The sequence below is a fragment of the Sphingopyxis granuli NBRC 100800 genome, assembly GCF_001591045.1.
Taxonomy (GTDB): domain Bacteria; phylum Pseudomonadota; class Alphaproteobacteria; order Sphingomonadales; family Sphingomonadaceae; genus Sphingopyxis; species Sphingopyxis granuli.
In genome coordinates, this window is record NZ_BCUA01000003.1 from 35,140 (window position 1) to 55,844 (window position 20,705).

Genomic DNA, 20,705 nt, shown 5'->3' on the forward strand with positions numbered 1-20,705 from the left:
GTGGCATGTGACCGAGGGAAGCGCGACCGGTTTTGACGCACTCGGAACTAACGGAGCCGAGATGGAGATCAAATCTAGTGGCTTGGTGCATTCAGCTGAAAGCGACATTCTTCGACTGCAGCAGATTTTGCGGGAGGGGTATGCCTCGGGCTTCACGATCTTCAAGGAGCTGCTCCAGAACGCCGAAGACGCGGGTGCTCGCCGGATGGTCGTGGCCGGTCACGCTGGGTTCGATGAAGCGACTAACCCGCTGCTGCGAACCCCTGGGCTGATTATCGCAAATGATGGTCCCGTCCTTGCCCGGCATATGGACGCGATCACCCGCGCCAGCGGCGGGAGCAAAGCGGATGAACGGTCGGCAGTGGGGCGGTTCGGTCTAGGACAAAAATCAGTCTATCATCTGTGCGACGCATTCATTGCGCTTGGCCGGGTGGAGGATCGCGAAGGCCGACCGCAAACGCTGATTATGAACCCATGGGAACAGGTTGCTGAAGCTAATGCGGCACATCGCGACTGGCCTCAGCTTTCTGCCACCGAAGCCAAGATGCTACTCGATAAGGCAGCGGCGCTAGGCATGGAGCGGGGCATGGCGCTGTTCCTTCCGCTGCGCACTCCACATCTGCGTCCCGGGGCCGCGCTGTGCCTGTCAGATACGAACTGGCACCCTGACGGTGCGATCTCAGATATCCTCGATGGTGAGGAATTGGCCGCGACATTGTGCTGCCTCCGCAATCTGGAGAGCGTGGAGATCATGCCAGTCGCGGGCGAGGTGCGCAGGATCTCCCTGCGTAGCGGCGCCCGGCGCTTGTCTGGCCCGGGTGTGGAGAGCGGAGCCCCGAGCATTTACGGTAACGTCGAGGGAGCTGGCTTCGAGCTCTCGTTCAGCGGACGCCAGCAATGGAAGCATGATGGGCAAGCTGCGCGACTGTTGACGGCCGATGGATGGGACAAGGTGTTCGACATCCACGGTAAACTCATTCCGCCCAAGGCGAATCCGCATGGTGCAGTAATCCTGTGCCGATCTGCTGCCCGTGAAGGTATGGGCCACTTGCGGTTGCGTTCTGCCGTTTACTTGCCGCTGGGTGAACCTCTGTTTTCCGAACCACTCGAACGCGGAACGGACAATATCGATCTGCTCGTGCACGGCTATTTCTTCGTGTCGAGCGACCGGCGAAAACTGCGTGAAGACGATCATATCGAAACCCGTTGGAACCAGGCGCTCCGCCGCGAGGCGGCGCTGCCGCTGCTGCTGGATGCGATTGCAGATACCTTGCCCAGCTTACCCAGTGATGCAGAGCGTCATGCGCTGATCCGAGCATTACAGCGGACGCGATGGTGGCATGAGCACCGTGTGGAAGCCTGCCAGGGCAAGGCCCTTGCCCGGTGCTGGACGGGCGACAAGGCGGAAAGCTGGCGGGTTTGCGCCGGTGACTCGCTGCGTCCGGTGATGAGAGGCGATGCAACCTCGATTGCCCGCCTCAAGGCCGCTTTTCCTAGACTCGAGGAGTGGTGCAGCGAAAACGGCATCGTTTTGGCATTCGGCACGGTCTTGGCTGATGCTGATCCACACTGGCCGGATGCGCAGCTTGCTGACTTGGTACGCCTTGCCGGGCCGGCCGCCTTCCAAAAAGGACAGATCGCCGAAACGTTGGCGACAGTGCTCGAGGGCGCGCAGCCCGGCGAAGCAACACGGATGGCGTTGGTCGAAACTTGCCGCAGCGCCATCGCCATGGTCGAGCAAAGTTTCGCTACTGCTGACAAGCTGAAGCCGCTTGTCCGACGCCTCCCGCAGGATCGCATATTTGTTCTCCCGCCGAGCGTAGAAAATCGTGAGCTCCTAAACGCGTTGGCCGCCGCAGGGGGTAGTATTCCGCTTAAGGCTGCGTGGTCGGAGCAGGGTGGGGCGATGTCCCGGCAATTGGGGCTGAGCGAGACAATCGAACTGTTGACCGCCGCCGAACCCTTTTTGTCATCTCGAGGAACCGTAGCGCAGGAAGCTTCGACGCTGATATCGCATCTCTTGAGGAACGGTCCATCGCTCGACGCATTGGCGGCGGATCGTCGGGGTAGTGAATTGCAGGTTATTCCGGCGCGCATGATGCAAGCCGAAGAGGAAGTGCGGCTATCTTTAGGCGCTATCGCGGGATTGAAGCGCAAGGGTTTGCTGTTCGATGCGGCACCAAATCGGGAGCTGGTCGTGCTCGCTGGCGCAGTCCTCTCACCCCCGATTTACCGTGTTACATTGAAAGATGGAGGGTTGGGGGATTTGGCCTCGGCCAAGAAGGCCGATTGCCTCCTTGCAGTCTTGCGGCAGGTTGATCGCTTCGGGGATCCTGGCAAGTGTGGCGAGCTTGCTGAACTGCTCGGTGCCGATGCTCCACGCGAGGAGTTGCGGCGCCTTGTTGCGAGAGATCAGGCTGTGCCTTCGCACGTCAATCTGATTGAGCTCGATGAGCTCGGTGGGATACTCGATGATCTGGTACTGGCGCTGTTGCAGGACAGGGAAGATCGCCTCGTAGCGTCTGCGACTGCGGCGGAATTGAAAAAGGCATTGCGCGATCACATTGGCCTGCGACGGATCGATCTTGCCGAATTAGGCGCATGGCTTCGCGATGCGCAGTGTGCTGGCACCATGCCGCCGATGGACGACTCCAAGGCTATGGCATTGCTCAAGTCAGGGATCGATGACGATGTTTTGAAGTCGCTGCCCTTGCACAGATCCGACCAGCATGAACCCCTTCTTCCGGCCACTGATCTGTTCAGCGGTCGTGTTTCGGATGTTGCACCTGCGCTCTTGCCATTTACCCGTCTGGTCGAGCTTTGGGGCGATCCTTTAGCAGCGGCGGTTCAAAACAGGCTTATCGGGCGCTGGGGGCCTGAAGCCGCGATCCGCACAGCATTGTCCGCGCCAAATCCCCATCAGTTTACCTCGGAAATTGCTTCAGCATTGGGCGCAATCGACCAAGTGCCTGTTGATCTGATAGAAAAGCTTCAGGCGACCGCCTGGATTGCTGCGGACGGGAATGCTTGGACACCGATCAAAGTCCTCGACCTGCCTCTGGATGCTGAACATGCGCTCGAGGAGCTGATTATCGACCAAGGCGGACTTCTGTTCGCAAGCATACTTCCCGGCTCCCTTCGCGAAGAAAGTGTGCAGCGGCACTTGGCGAGGCTAAGACCCGATCGGTCCCAGTCATTTCTCTTTGCCGCCCGCCTTGCCGCTGACCACGGAGCCACCGGCCTTTGCCTTGATGTCGTCGAGCACCTAGATGAGCTAGCCAAGCTGGCGACCTCGAATGTTGGCCTTGATGCAGAAGCGTGGCCTCTGATCTCTGCGGCTCTTCGCGACGGCGTGGCCGATGAGGTCATCGCGGGGATGGCTGAAGTTTTGAGCGCGCCCTCTCTTGCCGACACCGTTGCTCAAATGAATGCAATGGCTGCACTGAGCGGGCTCGGCACGAATGCTGAAGCAGCACGGCGCCTTTACCGCTCAACATTTGCCCGAAATCTGCGTGCTTTGACACATGCGTCCAGCTATCTGCCGCCCGATCTCCTTGTACCGACCGAAGCAGGTGGGTTCAGCAGGGCAGACAGGGTTGCGCTAGGAGCAGCAGGTATCGACCCTGCGGCGCTCCTCGCACACGATTATGCAGGCAAACTGGAACAGCCCGACGATCAAAAAACAGACACCATTCCAACCAGCAAGTCTGCCAAGGCGGACTGGCTCGAGAGTGTCGAGCGCGCCTTCACTCCAGTCAGCCAATACGATGTGCATGATGGGATTCTGCTAGCTCTGGCGATGCTTGGTCGTGATGACAGGATCCAGTCGCTCGCGGCCAGATGGGAAGGTCAGCGATCATTCCACCGCATTTGCGATGATCTCGACAATTTGGCCGACGAACACCGTGGCTTGACCAACGCAAATTTGGACCGGCTTGCTGAACTGCGTTTTGCAGTCGAGCTGCCGGAACACGGGCACGTTACGGTGCGATCAGCTGCTGGAACGGACTGCACCGTTCCGCTGTCTGGCAAAGACGATGCGCTGCTGCTGGATTGTATTCAGAGAGGAATTGAGCGCAACGAATATGGCTATCGACACGTCTATGACCTCGTGATCGGACCGGTATCGCCATCCGATGAAGCCGAGGCGCGGCTGTTGTTGGATCAGTTCATCAAAAAACTGGCGCCGGCTCTGATGCTAGGCTTCGAACGTCACAAGGCGGCATTGTCGGAGCTCTTGGATAGCTATTTTACAAGCGATCAGCGCACGCTCGCAGACACCTGTGAAGAGTTGCAGGAGGTGCTTCATGATCGCCTGGCCGGCATCAAGACCGGGCCCGTAATGCGCGCGGCATTGAATGATTATCATCGCGACGCACCACGCGACCGGGACAAGGCGCGCAACGCACTTTGGGCAGCCGCGCAGTCGGACGACGGGGCGAGGGAGCTTCTCGAAGCCACCCGCCAGAAGATCGACGAGATGGGCTATGCTCCCCATCGCGTGGTTTTCGAACTGTACCAGAATGCTGTCGATGCCCAAGCGCAATGGCACGGTATCGGACGCTTCCGGGTAGAAGCGATCTACAATGACGATCAAGTGATCACTTGCTTGCGAGTGATCCATTGGGGGCGCCCCATCAATCAACCAGGGAGTGATCCACGTAAGGCAGAGGAAGAAGGGCACCGACGGGACCTTTCGAATATGCTAGCCATCAATCACTCTGCCAAAGATGGAGATCGGGTAACCGGTCGCTTCGGCCTTGGATTCAAGACCGTGCATATGCTCGCCGACGAAGTTCGCCTCGCCAGCGGAGGCATAGCTATCCGGATCTTGGGAGGCATGATCCCTGCAGATTGGGCAGGGGGAAGCAGGACGGTCACCCCATTCCATGACAGGGGGCGCAAAGCGACTCTCATCGAACTTCCGGTTGCTCCAGGCCGATCAGAAGATGCGCTAGACGCATGGGAAGCGTTTCGGGATGCGGCTCCGTTCTTGGCGGCGCTCGGTCAGGAAGCATCCATCGAGGTGGTGGCTCCAGACGGTGAGACCGTGTTCCGACATGAGGAGCATCCTCTTGTCGATGGCGTGAGCTGGCTGACAATCGATGCTACTCGCCACGTATTGCGCTTCGATTTAGGGAGTGATTTCCGGCTCTTCCTGCCCTTCGGACGTAATGGGCCCTACTCGTTTCCGCATGATGTGCCGCAGTTTTGGCACCTTGTCCCGCTCGTTGGTGAACGTCGCCGGGGGGGCTGGCTTCTGGAAGGCCGCTTTCCGGTTGACCCGGGGCGTACCCAATTGTCTGGCACGGCCGATGAGAAGGATAGCCGATTTGCCCGGCTTGGCATTGCTCTTGGGCCACGGCTCATCGCTTTTTACGACCATTGTCTTGCTGACTGGTCAAGCTTCGCGCGAGCGACAGGTCTCGATCCGGAAGGACGGGAGGATTTTTGGCAGAAGCTAGTGCAGCTTTTTGCACAAGATCTGGCAAGCCAGGGGTCCGAACAGTCACTACACAAGTCAGGCCAAGGCCTTGCGAGGCTATGGGCGGAGCGCCCCGTGGTGCCGCTGGCTTTCGGCGGTGCAACGCGCGCGGCTGATGTCAAATGGCGCTTGTCGGGAGCGCTTGCCGATCGCGATGCTCAAGCTGCGATCTCGAATTTGCTCGCCGAAGTGGAATTCAAGAATGCAGTTGTCACTGAGGAAACAGGACAGCTTCTGAAATCTGTTGGGCTGCCTTCGGGTCAACGACTGGATGTCGTGACCTTGGCCGAAAACCTTGCTGGAGCCGAGGGCATAGATCCTGGGCTGGCGGGACGCATTTCCTGTCTTTGCGAGGAAGCAGTTTCGCAGGCGATGACCGGTGAGGAACAATCAGAATTCCGCAAGTTACTGCGTGAGCGGCTCTGGCTCGCCGAAGATGGAAGTTGGCAGCAGATCCGTCTTCTAGCGTTTCCGCTGGGCGACAACGATGAACAAGGCAGGGCTGCATTCGCTCCTCCTTCGGGCCGCCTTTCATCAGAGTACGTAGGCGCCGCCTTTGAGCTCGCTGCCTTCGCCCGTGAACAGGCAGGTCAGCTACCCGTCGCCAAATGGGCTGAGACTGCCGGTGACAGCGCCGCACGCCAGCAAGCCTTCATTCGTTATCTGGTCGGTGCGGATGATCGGACCGTCGCACTATTAGCGAGCGCGGCAAAGTGGCTACCCAATGTCGACGAACTCGCCAACTCCCCTCTGCTGGCCGGGCTGAGGCAAGACGAGAAGAACCGGTTGCTCGCCAAGCTAGGGTATTCATTCGGCCTCCCTTCAACACCGGTCGATCCAATCAGCCCATGGCAACCTGACGCTGCGGAGGCGCTCTCAAGGATCGCGCAGTGGTGGCGCGACAATCATGGGGATTTGCGGGCTGCCTATGATCGAGCCGTGTATCCTGAAGATTTTTCGTCAGCAGCCCTCGCTGATGGAGATAAGCCCGCCTGGTTCACCATGCTTTCCCTCGCAACCTTCCAGACACTGGGGAGGATTAAGCCGGCTCAATCCCGGCAGTTTGTTACCAAGGCAATCCAAGATGGCTGGTGGCACGAACTCGCGACAATCGACCCTTGTGACGAGGAGCTGAGGCCTTTTGTCGAGCGCCTCCGAGCCTGGAGCGATCCAGATGCCGATGAAAACTACCTGATGTGGCGCAGATGCCTTCCTGATCTATGCATGATCGCGCGGCATCTCGAAAGCTACCAGAGACTGTTCCGCAAATTGCCTGCGGTGATCGCCCAAGAGGGTGACGTGAGCCTGCGCGGACATTTGCGACCGGCATTCTCTCACGTCGCCGCTCGTATGGGCATTGAAGCAGCCCCTCTAGCAAGATCGCTTGGCATTGGCGCCAACTGGCTTGTGCGCGAATTGGGCCGCAAAGGTATCTATTCTCAGGCGCAATTCGAGCAGATCATGCCGTATGGCTGGAGTGCGGCGGAACGCGTCCGCCGCCTCGCTTACACGCTCGGCATGGGCCAGTTTGAGCGTGGCATCGACGAGGGACGCGCCCTGTATGGAGCGGTAGAGCGTCGCATTGGTGATGCCGCTCATTTCGATGGCGATGGTGATTTGCCATTGCACGTGATCACACTTGCCAAGCACCGCGATGACCTCGTGTCGATCCTTCACGATGCAGACGTCGACGAATGGCCAGACAATAATTGGGACGATGCAGAAGATGACGATGCCTGAAACACTGGCCGCTGACGCAAGAGTCACTCACCCACGCCACGGCGTGGGACAAGTTATTGCCGATGCAGGAGAATTCGTCGTTGCGCGTTTCGGCGCGACGATCCAGCAGGTTCTTCGCACAGAACTCACGCTTGCTCGGTCGCTAGATCAAGCGCTGTCGACCGGGACTTTCGACGACAGTGCCGAGACTTTGATGCGGGCCAGCGCCATGGCAATCCGGTCCGTTAACGATCAGTGGGGGGTGTTTTCTCGATCACGCGTCCAGCTGCTCCCGCATCAACTCTGGGTTTGTCACAAGGTTAATCGAACTTTCCCGTTCCGCTGGTTGGTGGCCGATGACGTGGGGTTGGGCAAAACGATCGAAGCCGGTCTGGTGCTCATGCCTCTGGTTGCTCGGGCTCAAATTCGCCGCCTGCTGGTATTGGCACCAGCAAAGCTAGTGCCCCAATGGCAGAAACGCCTGCGGCAGATGTTTGATATCCGCCTGCAGGTCTACGATCGCTCCGTTGATACACCTGCTGTGGATTTCTGGGATACGGCAAACATGGTGGTCGCGTCGGTCCACACGCTGCGCCGGGAAGTCGCCGACGGACGGGCTGAAGGCAGCCGGTTTCTTGCGGCCGATCCTTGGGACGCGGTCGTGGTCGATGAGGCGCATCATTTGCACGCGGATGAACGCACGGGAGAGACCCTTTCCTTTCAGCTCCTTCGCGCGCTGGAGGAACGGCACAGAATTCGTTCTCTTCTTCTGTTCACGGGCACACCACATCGGGGCAAGGACTTCGGCTTTCTGTCATTGCTGAGCCTCCTTGATCCGGATCAGTTCGGACCCGAGCACGACATCGACGAGCAACTGGCCAAGCTTCCGGATGTGATGATCCGTAATAACAAGGCGACCGTTACCGATCTCAAAGGCAACCGCCTTTTCACGCCGGTCACAGTGCAAACAAGGGAGTACGCCTTTAGCGCTGCGGAAAGCGCATTCTACGAAACGTTGAGTGCCTTCATCATCGATGGGCGAGCATATGCATCGACCCTCGATGGTCGGGCACAGTCGGCAAGAATGCTCTTGCTGATTGCGCTGCAGAAGCTTGCGGCGAGTTCGATTGCTGCGATTCGTAGCGCCTTGACCAAACGCCGCGCGAAACTGGCAGATGTTGCTGAGCAGGCTCGTACGCCGTCTGTGTCCATAACGGAGGGTGATGACGACGAGACATTGGACGACCGCGCGCGGGCCGACGAAGAGGCGTGGGGCAAGATGCTCGCCGAACTGATGGAGGGCGAGATCGCTCGCCTGGATGAGCTGCTTGAGTTGGCTGCACCCATTCAGCAAGAGCGGAAGATCGAGCGACTGGTAGATCTCATCGAGAGCGATTTGCCCACCGGCGAGCCAGTGCTGCTCTTCACCGAATACAAAGCAACCCAGGCTCTCGTCGTTGATGCCCTGCATGCTCGATTTGGTCACGGTTGCTGCGGCTTCATCAACGGTGATGAACGCTTGGACGAAGTTACCAAGGCGGACGGTTCGCGGGGCCCGAAAAGTTGGTCGCGCGATGCGGCAGCGGAAGCCTTCAACCAAGGCACGATCCGCTTTCTGGTTTCAACCGAGGCAGCGGGCGAAGGGATCGATCTTCAGGAGCGCTGCGCGACGCTCATTCATGTCGACATGCCCTGGAATCCCATGCGGCTTCATCAGCGTGTCGGCCGCCTGTCGCGCTACGGTCAGACAAGGCCGGTTCAAGTGTTCATCCTGAGGAACCCAGACACGGTGGAGGCGCGCATTTGGGACCTCCTGAACGCCAAGCTCGAGCGAATCCAGCGCACCTTGGACGAGGCAATGGATGAGCGAGAAGACATCAGCCAGCTCGTCATAGGCATGACTGGGCCAAGTGCTTTCGAGAAGATTTTTGCTGCAGGCCAGACCCAGCCGCGAGAAAGCCTCGATCAGTGGTTCGACCGGGAATCTGCTACGATTGGCGGAGAAGACCTAGTCGATAAGGTCAAGACCATGCTTGGCAATGTCACTCGCTTCGACTTTGCCCAAGTTGGAAGAAATCTTCCGCAGGTTGATCTGCCGGACCTCGAACGTTTTTTCGCGATGATGATGGAATCGAAGGGGCGGCGCGTTTTCCGGAGGGACGATGGTCTCGACGTTCTGACGCCCGATAAATGGGCCGATGAAGACTACGCCATGCAAGATCGTTACAAGGGGCTGCTGTTCGATCGCAATGCTCGCTTGGGCAATGGCGAAGGCCCGACCCGTCTTGTCGGCGTGGGGCACACACTTTTCGATCGAGCGCTGAAGGAAGGGGAAAACCTCCAATCGGCTCTGGCGACCTGCACGCGATTGCCCGCTCCCTTTCTTATCGCCTCAGTTGAGGATCAGGTCACTGGCCAGGACCACTCGGTTACTCGAATTATCCTAGGTGCTTGGCGCGATAACGCAGCTCAGATCTATGTTCTCCGAGACTGGGAAGTCCTTCAGTTATTGAACACGTTAGGTCGCTCGGACAATCCGAAGTCGCCTGAAATCGACATCCCACAGATGCGGGCGTTAGAGGCTGATCTCCTTGATGCAATGTCGCAAAGTTTGCCGACTGTCGCGGACATGATGACCCGTCCAGGCATCCGAAGCGAGATGATGCTCTTGCCGGATCAAGGCGCCGATACGTGACGGCCTAGACCGAATTGGAGGAGAGGCTGCGCACTCTCCGATGCAGGGCATGTTTTGCTGGTTACCATCCTCGTTTCTGCTATGTTCCAAGGAGCAGCGAGATGAATGCGATCATGAGCAACTTTGACATCGATACTGGCAACCGACCGGCATCCCGAAATTGGGAAGGTCTGTCGGAGCTTGATCAGGCGCTCCGCGAGAATCGCCTGATAGAGTATCGTATCAAGAAGTCTTGGGCCGACCCTTGGGGGCGTAAGCTGACGATTATCGGGGTCTTCGTCATTGTTGCCGTTTTCGCATTTTTAGCTGGTGCGTCATTCGGACTGTGGTGATCTCTGCAGATCACCACTCTTTCACTTCATCCGCTGCCTCTGCACTGGCGCCTTGGGCTCCCTTTGTAACGGCGTCGAGGCGTCCGGTGGGTCCGCTGATCCTTTGGCGACCGACCGCCTGAGCCCTTTGCACCTCTTCATGGAGATCGCCGGCTCCCACGCGGGGCACTGAACCGGAACCCCCGCCGCCGGTCTGTGCCCGGCTGCGGACTGAGCCCGCGCTTGAAATGACCGGTCGGGATACGGGCAGTCCGGTGGCGAGTACGAGGCGATCGTCGATCCCGTCGCGAAGCTGCTCGGCATAACTTTCAACGAACTTTGCCTGCAATGCCTGGCCTTCCGGACTGAGCTGGAATGTCACGTCGTCGAACCGAGCGTTGCCATAATAATCGCGGTTGCTTTCGATCTCGGCAAGACCCCATTCTCGGTAGGCTTGGGACAGATTGAGATTGCCTGCAGCGCTGTTTCCCTCGAAGAAAGACGCTTGGCTCTCAAGACGATTGGCAAGCTCCTCGGCTCGGCGAGCCTCGATAGTGAAGCTCTGTGCTTCCGTCAGAGAGGCATTCATGCCGCTTGCGGTGCTCGAGATCGACGAGCTTGATGCGGTACTGACCGAGCGAACGAACCCATCGCGGGTGCTCGACCAATTGCGGCTGTCAGACATCTGGGACAGGCTCCCAAAGATCCGCGAACGGTCTTCCGAAGCGATGCCGATGTCGCTGTCGGTCCACGTGCGTGTCCCACCGCCCTTCGCTCCGATGCTCCCAGAGAGCACGCCATTTGAAATTCCGGCTTTTGCCCCAGCTTCGCCACCGAGGAACCAGGCCGTGGAGATGTCATCGGCCGCTCTGCGGGACAGCCCGAATTGCTGCTGCAGATTGGTCGATGCCTGATCGACTTCGCTGAATGCAGTCTGGATGCTGTCGGAGTTCGAGGTGCCGGTCGCGCTCTCGAAGGATGCGCCTCGGCTGAACTGGTCCCTGAGCTCGCGGAACTTCGTGACAGCGCTGGTCGTCGATTCCGTGGCGACATTGGTATAGGTCTCGCTGTTGGCGCGGGCCTGCGACGCCATCGTCGAAAGGCGCGCCGTGAATTCCTGGCCCAGCGTCGGCGTGAAGGGATAGCTGGAGGTCGGGATCTGGTCGTAGCTGCCATCCGGGAAGCTCGTGGTCATCGAGCCGGTGTCGCTGAATGTCCGCGTCTGCGGCGCGCCATAGGTGAAGCTTGGGGCAAACGTGCCTTGGGCGAACTGACGCGTGAGGACGCTCGAGTTTTCGAAGCTGGTGTTGCCGAGCGAGACATTGCCGGTGCTCGCCTCTCGGGCCGCTTCTTCCGCCGCGTTCTGGCTAGGGTTGAGGTAGCTCGTCGCGTGGTGCGAGATTGCCATGGCGCCCTTCGCCACACCCCCTGCCAGAAACGGGACTGAGGCGATGAGGTAGCCTGCCAGCAGGCCAATATCGCTGTTCACGTCAGCCATGCCGGTGAAGCTTGCAAGGCTGAGGCCGCTGCTGCCCGTGACCGCGCTCATGTCGGCGGCGCCCTTGTACATCAGCATCATGTGGAGGATCACGAACAACGGCCCCCAGGCCGCCAGATAGAAGAAGCCCGTCACATAGCCCTTGAGTGCGACCGGCCCCGTCTTGGGAAGCAGGAACAGCGGGAAAAGCACCGGGAAGAGGGCGTAGAACAGCACGGTCAGCACGACGTTCAGGAGCGGGACCCACTTCATCGCGTTGCTCGCGATCGAGCCATAGGTCCGCTCGGTCTGGATGTCGGCGCGGGTCTGGGCGTAGACGTCAACATTGCCCGTACCGCTGCTGCCGGACATCGAGTGCATCGCCTGGCTCATCGCATTGATCGTCAGCGTCTGCTTGAAGATCTCGGTTGCATTGGCCGAGACCCCGGTCAGGTACTGATAGGCCACCGGCAGATCGGCAAAGAGCTTGGCCTTGGCGAGCGCGGCTGTCTGGTTGGGGTAGAGCTGACGGCCGAACACCGAACCCATTGCATCGACCAGCCCGGCCCACTGCGCATTGAGCGTGTCGTAGGCCTCGCGGCAGGTCACGATGTTCGAGCTCACCTGGCCCGTGGTCGCATCGCGGGTCAGGAACCGTTGGGCGCGTGCCTGGCTGCCCGGCGCGATCGTCGCCCAGATGTCACCTGTCTCCGCCAGCTCCTTCATCGAGTAGCGGCCGAGAAGGACGTCGTAGAACACGCACTGCCGGAAATGCTCATCGAGATTGGCGGCGAACTCGGGATCGGAAATCCGCAAGGACCGGGTCGCATCGTAGAGCCGCGCGCCGTAGATCATGCCGTTCTTTGAATAGTTGAGATCGCCTGGCAGGCCGAACACCACCTCGGCCGAGCCCGTCAGATAATCGCCGACCTGGCTGGTAAAGCTCGCCATGAGAGCCAGGCCCAGTGGCACGTTGCTGACATTGGCCGGCGCAAGGCTCGGGTTGAGCCGGTCGGTCACATGGACATCGAGCCGCGGCACCATCAGGCAGGAGTAAATGAGCGTGGCGCCCAGGAACCAGTTGATCCAGGCGCGCCAGTCCTGATTGAACGCCAGGGTCAGGGCGGACAGGCCAAGGCCCATCACCATGACCACCTGGAGCAGGCTTTTGTAGCCGCCGTTGCCGGTCCAGGCAGCGACTGCCTGGAAGACGTTGACCAGATAGTCGCCGCCGCCGACCGTGAAAATCTCCACCATGTCTATTGTTCCGCCTGGATGTGGTTGGCCCGGTCAGTGGGTGAGGGCGCGGCTCTGGACGCCGCGCGACCAGTCGAGCGATGCGGCCATGCCGGGAGACATCGAGGCGGCCAGCACGTTCTCGATGAACGCCGTCTTCTCGATGATCTGCAGCACCGCATTGACCTTTAGATGCGTGTTGGCCTGCCGGTCAGCCAGCGCCTGACGCACGACATTGACCTGGCTCTGCCACATCGCGATCTTCGCTTCGTCGGCCCCAATGAAGCTCGACATCGAGCGGCCAGCCTCGCTGACAATGCGGTCGAGCACGGCAAACAGCAGGTCAACACTGGCGATCTCGGCCAGGGTCTCGCGGTCGTCGGTCGGCATGCCGCGGCCATAGGCCGCCTGGACGGTCAGGATCTTGTACAGCGGGATCGATGCGACCTGCAGGAGCTCCTTCTGCTCTTCGGTGATCGCCGCATCATCGCGGATCGCCTGAACCATCCCGCCAATGAGTGCCGCGACGCGCGGCCGCAGCGCTTTCGATGCGGGCAGGCTCAGCGACTTGAAACCCGGGTTGAGGCACTTTTCCGTCTCGTCGCAGTCGAAAATGAGGACATTGCCGTTCGTGGTGCCATCGAGCAACGAGGTCACAAGCGTCGACGAGGCTTCGCCAACGATCGGCACGAACTTGCCCGGTTCATCGTCCTTGGGCGGCACGTAGATGATCGTGCCCAACAGCGTCATGGCATATTCGGCGAGCTCTTCGTCGAAGCGGCCTCCGGGCGAGAAGAACGCCGACTTCTTGAGGATCGTCCAGGTGTAGTTTCGCGGCACACCGGGATTGACGTCGTCATACTTGCCCGAGCCTTGCGCAGTCGTGCTCGAACGCTGCCCCCTGGTGCCGCAGCCGTGCTTGGCCGCGGCATAGTCGGTGAAAATGCCCTCGGAGTTGCCGATAGCTTCGCAGACCGCCTTGTCGGCAAGGTCGCCTTTCGGCCAGATTCCGCCCACCAATCCTTGTGCCATCTCGCAGGAATTGATGTTGAGGTTGTTCATGAGCTGAGCCTTCTGGCTGAACTCCTGCATGATCTTCGAACATTCTGGGCAGACCGTGTCGATCGCCAGGCTGAAGGCGAAGCCGACGGCATTGTTGGCGACCGCCTTCAGCATCGCCACGATCTCGCTCGCGTTTATGAAGCTGAAGGATCCCGCGAAAATGTCGATACCGCCGCACCCTGCGCGGGCGCGCGGCAGCTGCAGGTTGGCAATGTTGGTCGTCTTCTGGGGAAAGCGCGTCCAGACATTGCCGAGGCTGTAATAGCCAGCTGACTGCCCCTGGAACGCGGTCGGCCCGTTGACGTTGGCTGCGCCGCCGACGTCGTTCAGAAACGAGTCCATCGAACTGCCGACGTCAGCCGATGCACTGGTGAGAGGAAGGGTAGCTGCAAGGATCGCAGCGACGACTCTTTTCATCCTAGTAGTCACGTCCAGCTTCCTTCGATGTGAGGAGGTAAATCCGGTCCTGAAGCTCGTCGGCGCTCATCACGCCGTAGCCGATCGGAATAGGGCGGCCGGTCAGGGCGTCCCAGAGCACGACAGCTGGCGTAATCTTGGGCTCCAGGCCCATGCGGGTGCGCTGGTTGGTCTCGACCGTGTAATTCGGGAAATGCCGCGATGGGCCGCCGTCGGTCGAAATCGCTCGGACAGCGATATGCCAGGTCGAGGCAACACTCTGTACGATCGGCGACATGACCTCGCAGGCGCCGCAGCTCTGGGCGAAGAAGTAGAAGAGCCCGTAGCGATCGGAGAGCTGCGCCATTGCCGCGTTCCGTTCCGCGCTGCGCGAATCCTGCCACTGGCGCTTGCCGAGCGTCGAAACCGGGCGCTGCAGCGTGTAGTCGAGCTCGGGATCCTGCCAGATCGCCCGTTGCCAGACGTCGCTGAAGAGTGAAGCCCGGTCGAGCTGGGCGCGCTGGAACCGAATGTAGGCCGTCACATTAGCAGGCGTGGGCTCGAGGATCGCCTTGGCCTTGAGCTCCCGCAAGGTCGCCGTGATTGCGTCAAGCTGGCTCGTGGCGCTCGCAGCCGGCGCGGGTGCCTGCTGTTCCGGCGGCTTGGGCCGGTTGCAGTAGAACCAGTACCCAAGCCGGCGCTCCTCGCAGTAGAAGCTGTCCTGCCGCTCGCTCGTCTCGGCGCGTGGTGGCGCATCGGTCTGGGTGGTGGCCGTCTGCGCGTTTGCGGACGGAAGGACGCAAACGGCATTGGCAATCGCGCAGGCGGCAAGCAGCCGCCACGCGGCCTTATTGGCGTGCGCGGGCATAATAGTCCTCGATCTTCTGTTGGATTTCTTGGGTGGCCTGCAGTTCATCAGGCAGGCGGGCGGCGTCGGTGAACTCGGCATAGACTTCGCTGAAGTCCATTCGGCTCAGATCAAGCCGGGCGAACTCGTCGATTGTGAACCCGGAGCATTGCTCCGTCTTCGGCTTGCCCCAGGGCTTGTTCAGCTGCTGGCGGCCTTGTTCCTGCAGGATCCGCGAGAGCTTGGATTCAAAGCAGCAGTAGACCTTCCGCTTGGTCAGGCACACGCCAAGGAAGGAGGACGAGCAATAAGTGCCGACGTAGGCGCACAGACCCTGTGCGTCCTTTTGATGCAGCAGCATCTCCTCGCGGCTGCAGCCCAGTGCCACGAGCAGCTGGATGCCCGGAATCAGCGGGAAGCCTTTGCCCTTGCAGCAGTTGAGAATGCCGAAAACCTTCGAGGAGCAGCTTTCGCGGGTCCCCTTGAACAGGGTTAGATTGTCAGGATCGAATTCGCGGCGGGCCTGATTCATCGCGTTCAACGCGACAACCGCGTCCTTGAACTCGTCATTGGCTTCGCGCTGGATGGTCTCGCACGAGCCATCGATGCAGTAGACATCGCCATCGCAGATGAACTGATTGCTGTTCGCGGGCTGGTCCGGAACCGGGCAATCATAAACCCGCTCCCAGGTGCGGCAGGGCTCGCCAGCAAGACAGTCTTCGCGCACGAGCTTGCAGCCCGGGGTGTCTTCAAGTGTCTGGCAGTCCTGAGCCTCGGTAAACTGTGCGCAGCTGTAACTACGGCTCCATGCCCAGCAAGGCTGCGTCACGGCGATGCCATCGACAATGCGGGTCACCGGATCGCTGTCGGTGCACGTCTCAGTGTCCTGCTGACATGAGCTGTCGGCTGCGAGGCCAGCGCACTGGCTTTCGTCGCGTGTCGTCGTGACGACGTTCTCGCCCGTCACCGTATAGGGCGTGGCGCCCTCGACCGGCGCGGTGCAACTGACGAGGTCAACCCTCAGATCGCCGGAGTTGCAGCCCCAGTAGATCCCGAAATAGGGATCGCACAGGTTGATCGGATAGGACTGCGTGACCGTGCATTGCGGCGCGGGGTAGCGGTTGCAGTTGTAGACCGAAGCCGGGTCAACCCCGCTGCCGCCAACGCAATAGTAGCCGTAGACCTGACGTTGCTCGACCCGCGCGGTCAATGTCACGGGGCAGGTCCGGGTTTCTTGGCTGGCGGTGTAGCCGACATTACAGGTTGCCATGTAGCGCGCTGCGGTTCCGCTGGCCGGCGGCAAGGGCACGCAGCGTCCTTGCGTGCCGCCGATGGCCATCCCGCTTGTATAGGCGAGCGGATCATCGCTGATTACATTGCTGCGCGCGATCGTCGCATCGAGATCCTGAGGGGCAAACTGGGCCCGCCGGTCCATCGAGTCCCGCATGGCTTTGTAGCCGGTACTGGTGGTGGCCTGGCTAGCCGCTTCGCGGCTCATCCGGTCCGGATCGTCGAAATAGCCCGACTGACTTGGTGTGCCGCCGAAATTGGGGATGCGACTGGCATCCGGGTTTGTGGTTGCCGCACTTTGCGCGGATGCCGCCTTGTCTCGCCCGAATGCCTTGCCGTCCGCCTTGGCAGCATCGGTTGTTGTCTGGGCGTGAAGCGGTCCGGCGAGGGTGAGCAGGAGCGCGAACACGCCTGCGCGACAGAGGATTGGTCGTTTCATGGATCCTGCCTTTCAAGACGGGCGAGGTGCTGGGCCGCGAGCAAAGCGCCGGGGCCGCCGCCGTGCGCGAAGGTCTCAAGGGCGTAGGCTGCGCTGACATTGCCGCTCATCCGGTCGTGGGGCGGGACCTGCGTCCGACAATCGAACCCGTCGCACAGATCGAAGTCGCTGCTGGTGACGACGTAGGTGGGCACGGTCTCGATCCCGAAAGCACGGAAAAGCCGCGGGTCGATACCGACGCCGTCCAGCTGCTCGCCGGGCTTTGCGACTTTTGCCAATGCGTCCGTCAGAGCCTTGGCGCTGTTGCCAGGCAGACCGCGCAGGGCGACGATGCCGCCGGCCTTGGCCACGTCGTCGATCATTGCCCGTAACGCCGCCGGCGGCATCGAGAGCGAAGCAAAGGCTATAAACCTTGGCGCATCGCCCATGCCTTCGCTGGTCATGGTGCCGGCATCGGCCACCATCCGGTCAAAGTCGAAGGTGCTGGCCGGATCGTGCTTAGCACTTGCGGCGGCCTCACGGGTGAAGCGGCGAGCGTGCGCCTCGGCCTCGCTGGTGCTTGTCATGGCCTCCCGCGCCAGCGCCTCGGCCCTTGCGCGAGCATTGGCAGAGAGCGCGTCGGCATCACTGGCGCCAGCGCTGGCGCGTGCCCGGATGGCCGCCACATCAAGGTCCGGTTCGGCCGTCTGCGCCGACGCGCCAGCGAAAGCGGCAAGGCTCGAAAGCGAGGCGATCACAATGAGATGAGGAATGGTTTTCATAGTGCGCAGCAGTTCCGCTTGCGCCAGACCAGATAGCCCATGTCCTCGCCAATGGCGGGATAGACCTGGCCTGCCGACATGAAGGTGGTGGAGGCACCAATGGGCGCGCAGGCGTAGCGGCCCTTGGTCTGCGGATTGGGATTGGTGGCCTGGAAGCGGTATTGCTGCTTGCGCATCACCGGCATCAGGTACTTGCCGCAAAGCCCCTTGCTCCCCATCGTCCCCCAGGCGACGAGCTCGCGGTGGAGCTTGTAGGAGAAGCGGGCGAGCGCGAGCCGCGAGGCTTGGACATGGCCAATGGTCGCCGAGACATTGCCGTTAAGCGGATACATCGTGCCCTGACAGCCCGCGCACCAGAACAGTTCATCGGTCGGCAGCTTGGCCGTTGCCGCCACGCAGTCGGCCGCGCAGGCCGCAAGCGCCAGCGGATTGGCGAACAGGACCGCCTCGGGGTTGATGATCGCGGTGAGTTCGCTGTCCTGCCAAAGCGGATCGATTTCGGTGATGTAGAGGATGTCGATCGAGCCGGACTCGAGGCACAGGAAGTCGGCAACGATCTCCATCCAGTAGATCAGCGGATAGGCATACCAGTGGACATGCCACTGCGAGTTGTACTGGGTATTGCCGCCAACTGCAGATGGCCCCGCCATCGACTTGAAGCCGATGTCGAACCCAGGATCGAGCTTCATCCCGCCCAGATTGACGAAGCACCAAGGCTTCATGCTGACGTCGGCAAGCCGGACCGGCTCCCAGAACCCCATGGCGATACCGGGCCGCAAACCGCAGAGGCAAACGGGGAGAGCTGGGTTGCTGGTGTCGGGCCGACTTGACGGCCAGATTTTCAAGCCTCCGATCGAAATCGGGAAAAGGCACGACCAGCAGATGTCCGTGATCGGATTGACGAACTTCCCGGTGCAGCGGCCGGGACCGGCCGCAGCCTGGGCTGGAGCGGCTGAGATGATGTTCATGCTGGCGAGCAGAAGTGCTCCGCAAAGCCATGACAGAAGGCGATGTTTCCTGCTCATGATGGCGCCCGCTCGTTGGGAGTGACCGGCTGTTCAGTGATGAGGAGCGCGCGACCCTGCTGCTCGACGGTTGCCGGTACTGCGCGAATGCCGAAGTGCTTCACCAGCGTGCCGCCTTGGTCGAAGTAGAAGCGCCGCTGGCGGGCTTTCATGAGTTTGAGCGGCGCGCCGGCCACGAGGATGAGTTTGGCCTTTGTGCTGGCATAGCGACGGGTGGCCCAGGCGAGCTGTGCCGGGTCGTCGCCATCGAGGAAGACGAGCGGAGCCCGCAGCGGCACGGTATCGAGCGGATTGACCCTTGTGCCTGCGGCAATGATGACCCGGCCCTTGTCGTCGGCAATGTCGCGCTCGACGGTGATCGTCGGATCGAAACGCCAGCTGCGTGTTGCCGGAGCGAGGGAGAGACCTGCGACAGGCTCTGGCCGGTTGACCCGGGCGATCGTGCGCCGCTTCAGCTCCTCATTGATGCGGGCGGTCTCGCCGGTCTTCTCGAGCTGCGTAAGCCTGGCATGGATCTGCTGCAGCAGGTCCGGTTCGATGACTGGCCAGACCGTGCCGTTCTGACCGTAATCGCGAGCCATTGCTTCTGGCGCTATGGCCAGCGCCAGCGCAGTGGCGCATATGGGGAAGGTAAGGAGCCTCACAGGATCGGCCTCCCGACCCCGAGAATGCGTGGGCCGCAAATCCAACCGATTGCGGCGTAGCGGCTGTCGAAACCGTCCTTGTGTTCGCTTGTGACGAAATAGCAGCTTTTCGGAACGCGGCCCGTCGGGCCGAGCGCGAGGGGTTCACCAAGGCGGCTCGCGAGCTTGGCCTTTGCGACAGCCTGCCCGTTTACGAAGTAGGTGCGGTTTTGCTCGGTGACGATGTCGCCCGGCACGCCGCTCACCCGCTTACCGAACGGTTTCGGCGCCGCTCCGAAATGCTTCACCAGCAACGAGGAAGCAGGCGGATCGAATAGGATGATATCCCCGCGGTGCACGGCCGCCCCGCGCGTCACCCAGAGGGCCCAGTAGGGCAGGCTGGGGCTCACGTTGATCATGAGCGCGTGGCCCTGAGCGAAGGCGGCGAGCGAGGAGAGTGCCAGCGCCCCGGCGCCAAGCCCGCCCCAAAGCACGAGACGGCGCGCGGACGCAGAGCGGATCAGGCGATCAGCGGGCAGCATCGGGGATGGCTCCCATCCGGCGCACAACATCGGCGCGCACAGATTGCGTCAGGTCCGGCGTGCTCCCGGCCACCACGGCTTCGGCAACGAGGACCGTGCGGCCTTCGCGGCCCAGCTGCTGCACCGAGGCTTCCACGGCCTTGAGGTAGGCCTGCACGCGCAGCCTGGTTTCTTCCGGAGGACGACCAGATCGTGCTTCGGCTTCGATGAAGTCGCCCATGATCCGGCTCAGCTGGACCGTCACGACCTCGCGCTTCTCAAGGGTGAGCACCTTGTCGGTCGTCCAGACGCCCCACAGGACTTGCCCGATCATGCCGACGCCGAGCACGACAGCGGTGAGATTGATCGATGCCAGCCGCCCGCGCAGGTTGGATGTTGCCAGAATGTTCCTCACAGCTTTTCTCCCGAGAGTTCGCGGTCGAGATCACGGATGAAGCGCGGCATGCGCCACACGACGACGAGCGTGGCGAGACCGATCAGAACGAACTTGCACTGATCGACGAATGTGACGCGCCGAGTAAAATCCGCCGCCAAAAAGCGATCACCGAGATTGGCGACATGGGCGAAGAAGGCGTCGGGATTGCCGCCCGATAGAAGCAGGAAGAAGAGCAGCGGCAGGCCCAGAGCCATCAGATAGGACGAGCCTAGAAACAGACTACCGCGCAGCACGATGTAGCAGCCATCGGCGATGCGCGAGCGCCAGGTCGGCACCGACGGGAATAGGGGTTGTTCGTCTTCGGGCGCATCCGTCCGGTCGAACGGGGTGACGAGGTGGAGAGGCATGGAGATAGAGATCC

Annotated in this window: 13 protein-coding genes; 3 read left to right on the forward strand and 10 right to left on the reverse strand. The window is 61.0% G+C overall.

Annotated elements, in window-relative coordinates:
• Nucleotides 1-61 precede the first annotated feature (61 nt).
• The 3 genes from SGR02S_RS01590 to SGR02S_RS01600 all read left to right on the forward strand — a co-directional run bounded on the left by SGR02S_RS01590 (nt 62) and on the right by SGR02S_RS01600 (nt 10,231).
• The gene (locus tag SGR02S_RS01590; RefSeq protein WP_067105272.1) at nt 62-7,225 is read left to right on the forward strand and encodes a sacsin N-terminal ATP-binding-like domain-containing protein; all 7,164 of its coding nucleotides are present in this window, start codon (nt 62-64) and stop codon (nt 7,223-7,225) included.
• On the forward strand, nt 7,203-9,899 hold the full coding sequence (locus SGR02S_RS01595; protein WP_218000081.1) for a DEAD/DEAH box helicase: 2,697 nt from the start codon (nt 7,203-7,205) through the stop codon (nt 9,897-9,899). Before SGR02S_RS01590 ends, SGR02S_RS01595 begins: the two co-directional genes overlap by 23 nt.
• A gap of 101 nt (nt 9,900-10,000) precedes the next feature.
• A complete protein-coding gene (locus SGR02S_RS01600) occupies nt 10,001-10,231 on the forward strand; it encodes a hypothetical protein (RefSeq protein WP_067105273.1) in 231 nt (76 codons plus the stop codon).
• 10 nt (nt 10,232-10,241) lie between these two features.
• On the opposite strand, the gene SGR02S_RS01605 is transcribed toward SGR02S_RS01600, so the two are convergent.
• The 10 genes from SGR02S_RS01605 to SGR02S_RS01650 are packed head-to-tail and all read right to left on the reverse strand — an operon-like array spanning nt 10,242 to nt 20,691.
• Entirely contained in the window at nt 10,242-12,944 is a 2,703-nt protein-coding gene (locus tag SGR02S_RS01605) for a conjugal transfer protein TraG N-terminal domain-containing protein (protein WP_067105274.1), read from the reverse strand.
• A gap of 33 nt (nt 12,945-12,977) precedes the next feature.
• Nucleotides 12,978-14,402, reverse strand: coding sequence for a conjugal transfer protein TraH (locus SGR02S_RS01610; protein ID WP_067105275.1), 1,425 nt, complete (start codon nt 14,400-14,402; stop codon nt 12,978-12,980).
• Between the two features lies 1 nt (nt 14,403).
• A complete protein-coding gene (locus tag SGR02S_RS01615) occupies nt 14,404-15,249 on the reverse strand; it encodes a conjugal transfer protein TraF (protein ID WP_067105276.1) in 846 nt (281 codons plus the stop codon).
• Complete coding sequence (locus SGR02S_RS01620; RefSeq protein ID WP_067105277.1) at nt 15,230-16,957, reverse strand: conjugal transfer protein TraN; 1,728 nt, start codon at nt 16,955-16,957, stop codon at nt 15,230-15,232. Before SGR02S_RS01620 ends, SGR02S_RS01615 begins: the two co-directional genes overlap by 20 nt.
• Nucleotides 16,954-17,718 carry a type-F conjugative transfer system pilin assembly protein TrbC gene (gene trbC, locus SGR02S_RS01625; protein WP_067105278.1) on the reverse strand — a complete coding sequence of 255 codons (765 nt, stop codon included), beginning with the start codon at nt 17,716-17,718 and terminating at the stop codon, nt 16,954-16,956. Before trbC ends, SGR02S_RS01620 begins: the two co-directional genes overlap by 4 nt.
• Entirely contained in the window at nt 17,715-18,686 is a 972-nt protein-coding gene (gene traU, locus SGR02S_RS01630) for a conjugal transfer pilus assembly protein TraU (RefSeq protein WP_291549028.1), read from the reverse strand. Before traU ends, trbC begins: the two co-directional genes overlap by 4 nt.
• A gap of 53 nt (nt 18,687-18,739) precedes the next feature.
• Nucleotides 18,740-19,387, reverse strand: coding sequence for a type-F conjugative transfer system protein TraW (gene traW / locus SGR02S_RS01635; RefSeq protein WP_082796883.1), 648 nt, complete (start codon nt 19,385-19,387; stop codon nt 18,740-18,742).
• Nucleotides 19,384-19,908, reverse strand: coding sequence for a S26 family signal peptidase (locus SGR02S_RS01640; protein WP_067105281.1), 525 nt, complete (start codon nt 19,906-19,908; stop codon nt 19,384-19,386). Before SGR02S_RS01640 ends, traW begins: the two co-directional genes overlap by 4 nt.
• Nucleotides 19,895-20,302 carry a type-F conjugative transfer system protein TrbI gene (locus SGR02S_RS01645; RefSeq protein ID WP_067105282.1) on the reverse strand — a complete coding sequence of 136 codons (408 nt, stop codon included), beginning with the start codon at nt 20,300-20,302 and terminating at the stop codon, nt 19,895-19,897. Before SGR02S_RS01645 ends, SGR02S_RS01640 begins: the two co-directional genes overlap by 14 nt.
• A complete protein-coding gene (locus SGR02S_RS01650; RefSeq protein ID WP_067105283.1) occupies nt 20,299-20,691 on the reverse strand; it encodes a hypothetical protein in 393 nt (130 codons plus the stop codon). The genes SGR02S_RS01645 and SGR02S_RS01650 overlap by 4 nt, the downstream gene beginning before the upstream one ends.
• Between the last annotated feature and the right edge of the window lie 14 nt (nt 20,692-20,705).

Bases quoted from the DNA above. Each gene is read 5' to 3' on its own strand.
- SGR02S_RS01590 (WP_067105272.1), top strand. From the start codon at position 62: ATGGAGATCAAATCTAGTGGCTTGGTGCATTCAGCTGAAAGCGACATT.
- SGR02S_RS01595 (WP_218000081.1), top strand. From the start codon at position 7,203: ATGCAGAAGATGACGATGCCTGAAACACTGGCCGCTGACGCAAGAGTC.
- SGR02S_RS01600 (WP_067105273.1), top strand. From the start codon at position 10,001: ATGAATGCGATCATGAGCAACTTTGACATCGATACTGGCAACCGACCG.
- SGR02S_RS01605 (WP_067105274.1), bottom strand. From the start codon at position 12,944: ATGGTGGAGATTTTCACGGTCGGCGGCGGCGACTATCTGGTCAACGTC.
- SGR02S_RS01610 (WP_067105275.1), bottom strand. From the start codon at position 14,402: ATGAAAAGAGTCGTCGCTGCGATCCTTGCAGCTACCCTTCCTCTCACC.
- SGR02S_RS01615 (WP_067105276.1), bottom strand. From the start codon at position 15,249: ATGCCCGCGCACGCCAATAAGGCCGCGTGGCGGCTGCTTGCCGCCTGC.
- SGR02S_RS01620 (WP_067105277.1), bottom strand. From the start codon at position 16,957: ATGAAACGACCAATCCTCTGTCGCGCAGGCGTGTTCGCGCTCCTGCTC.
- trbC (WP_067105278.1), bottom strand. From the start codon at position 17,718: ATGAAAACCATTCCTCATCTCATTGTGATCGCCTCGCTTTCGAGCCTT.
- traU (WP_291549028.1), bottom strand. From the start codon at position 18,686: ATGAACATCATCTCAGCCGCTCCAGCCCAGGCTGCGGCCGGTCCCGGC.
- SGR02S_RS01640 (WP_067105281.1), bottom strand. From the start codon at position 19,908: ATGCTGCCCGCTGATCGCCTGATCCGCTCTGCGTCCGCGCGCCGTCTC.
- SGR02S_RS01650 (WP_067105283.1), bottom strand. From the start codon at position 20,691: ATGCCTCTCCACCTCGTCACCCCGTTCGACCGGACGGATGCGCCCGAA.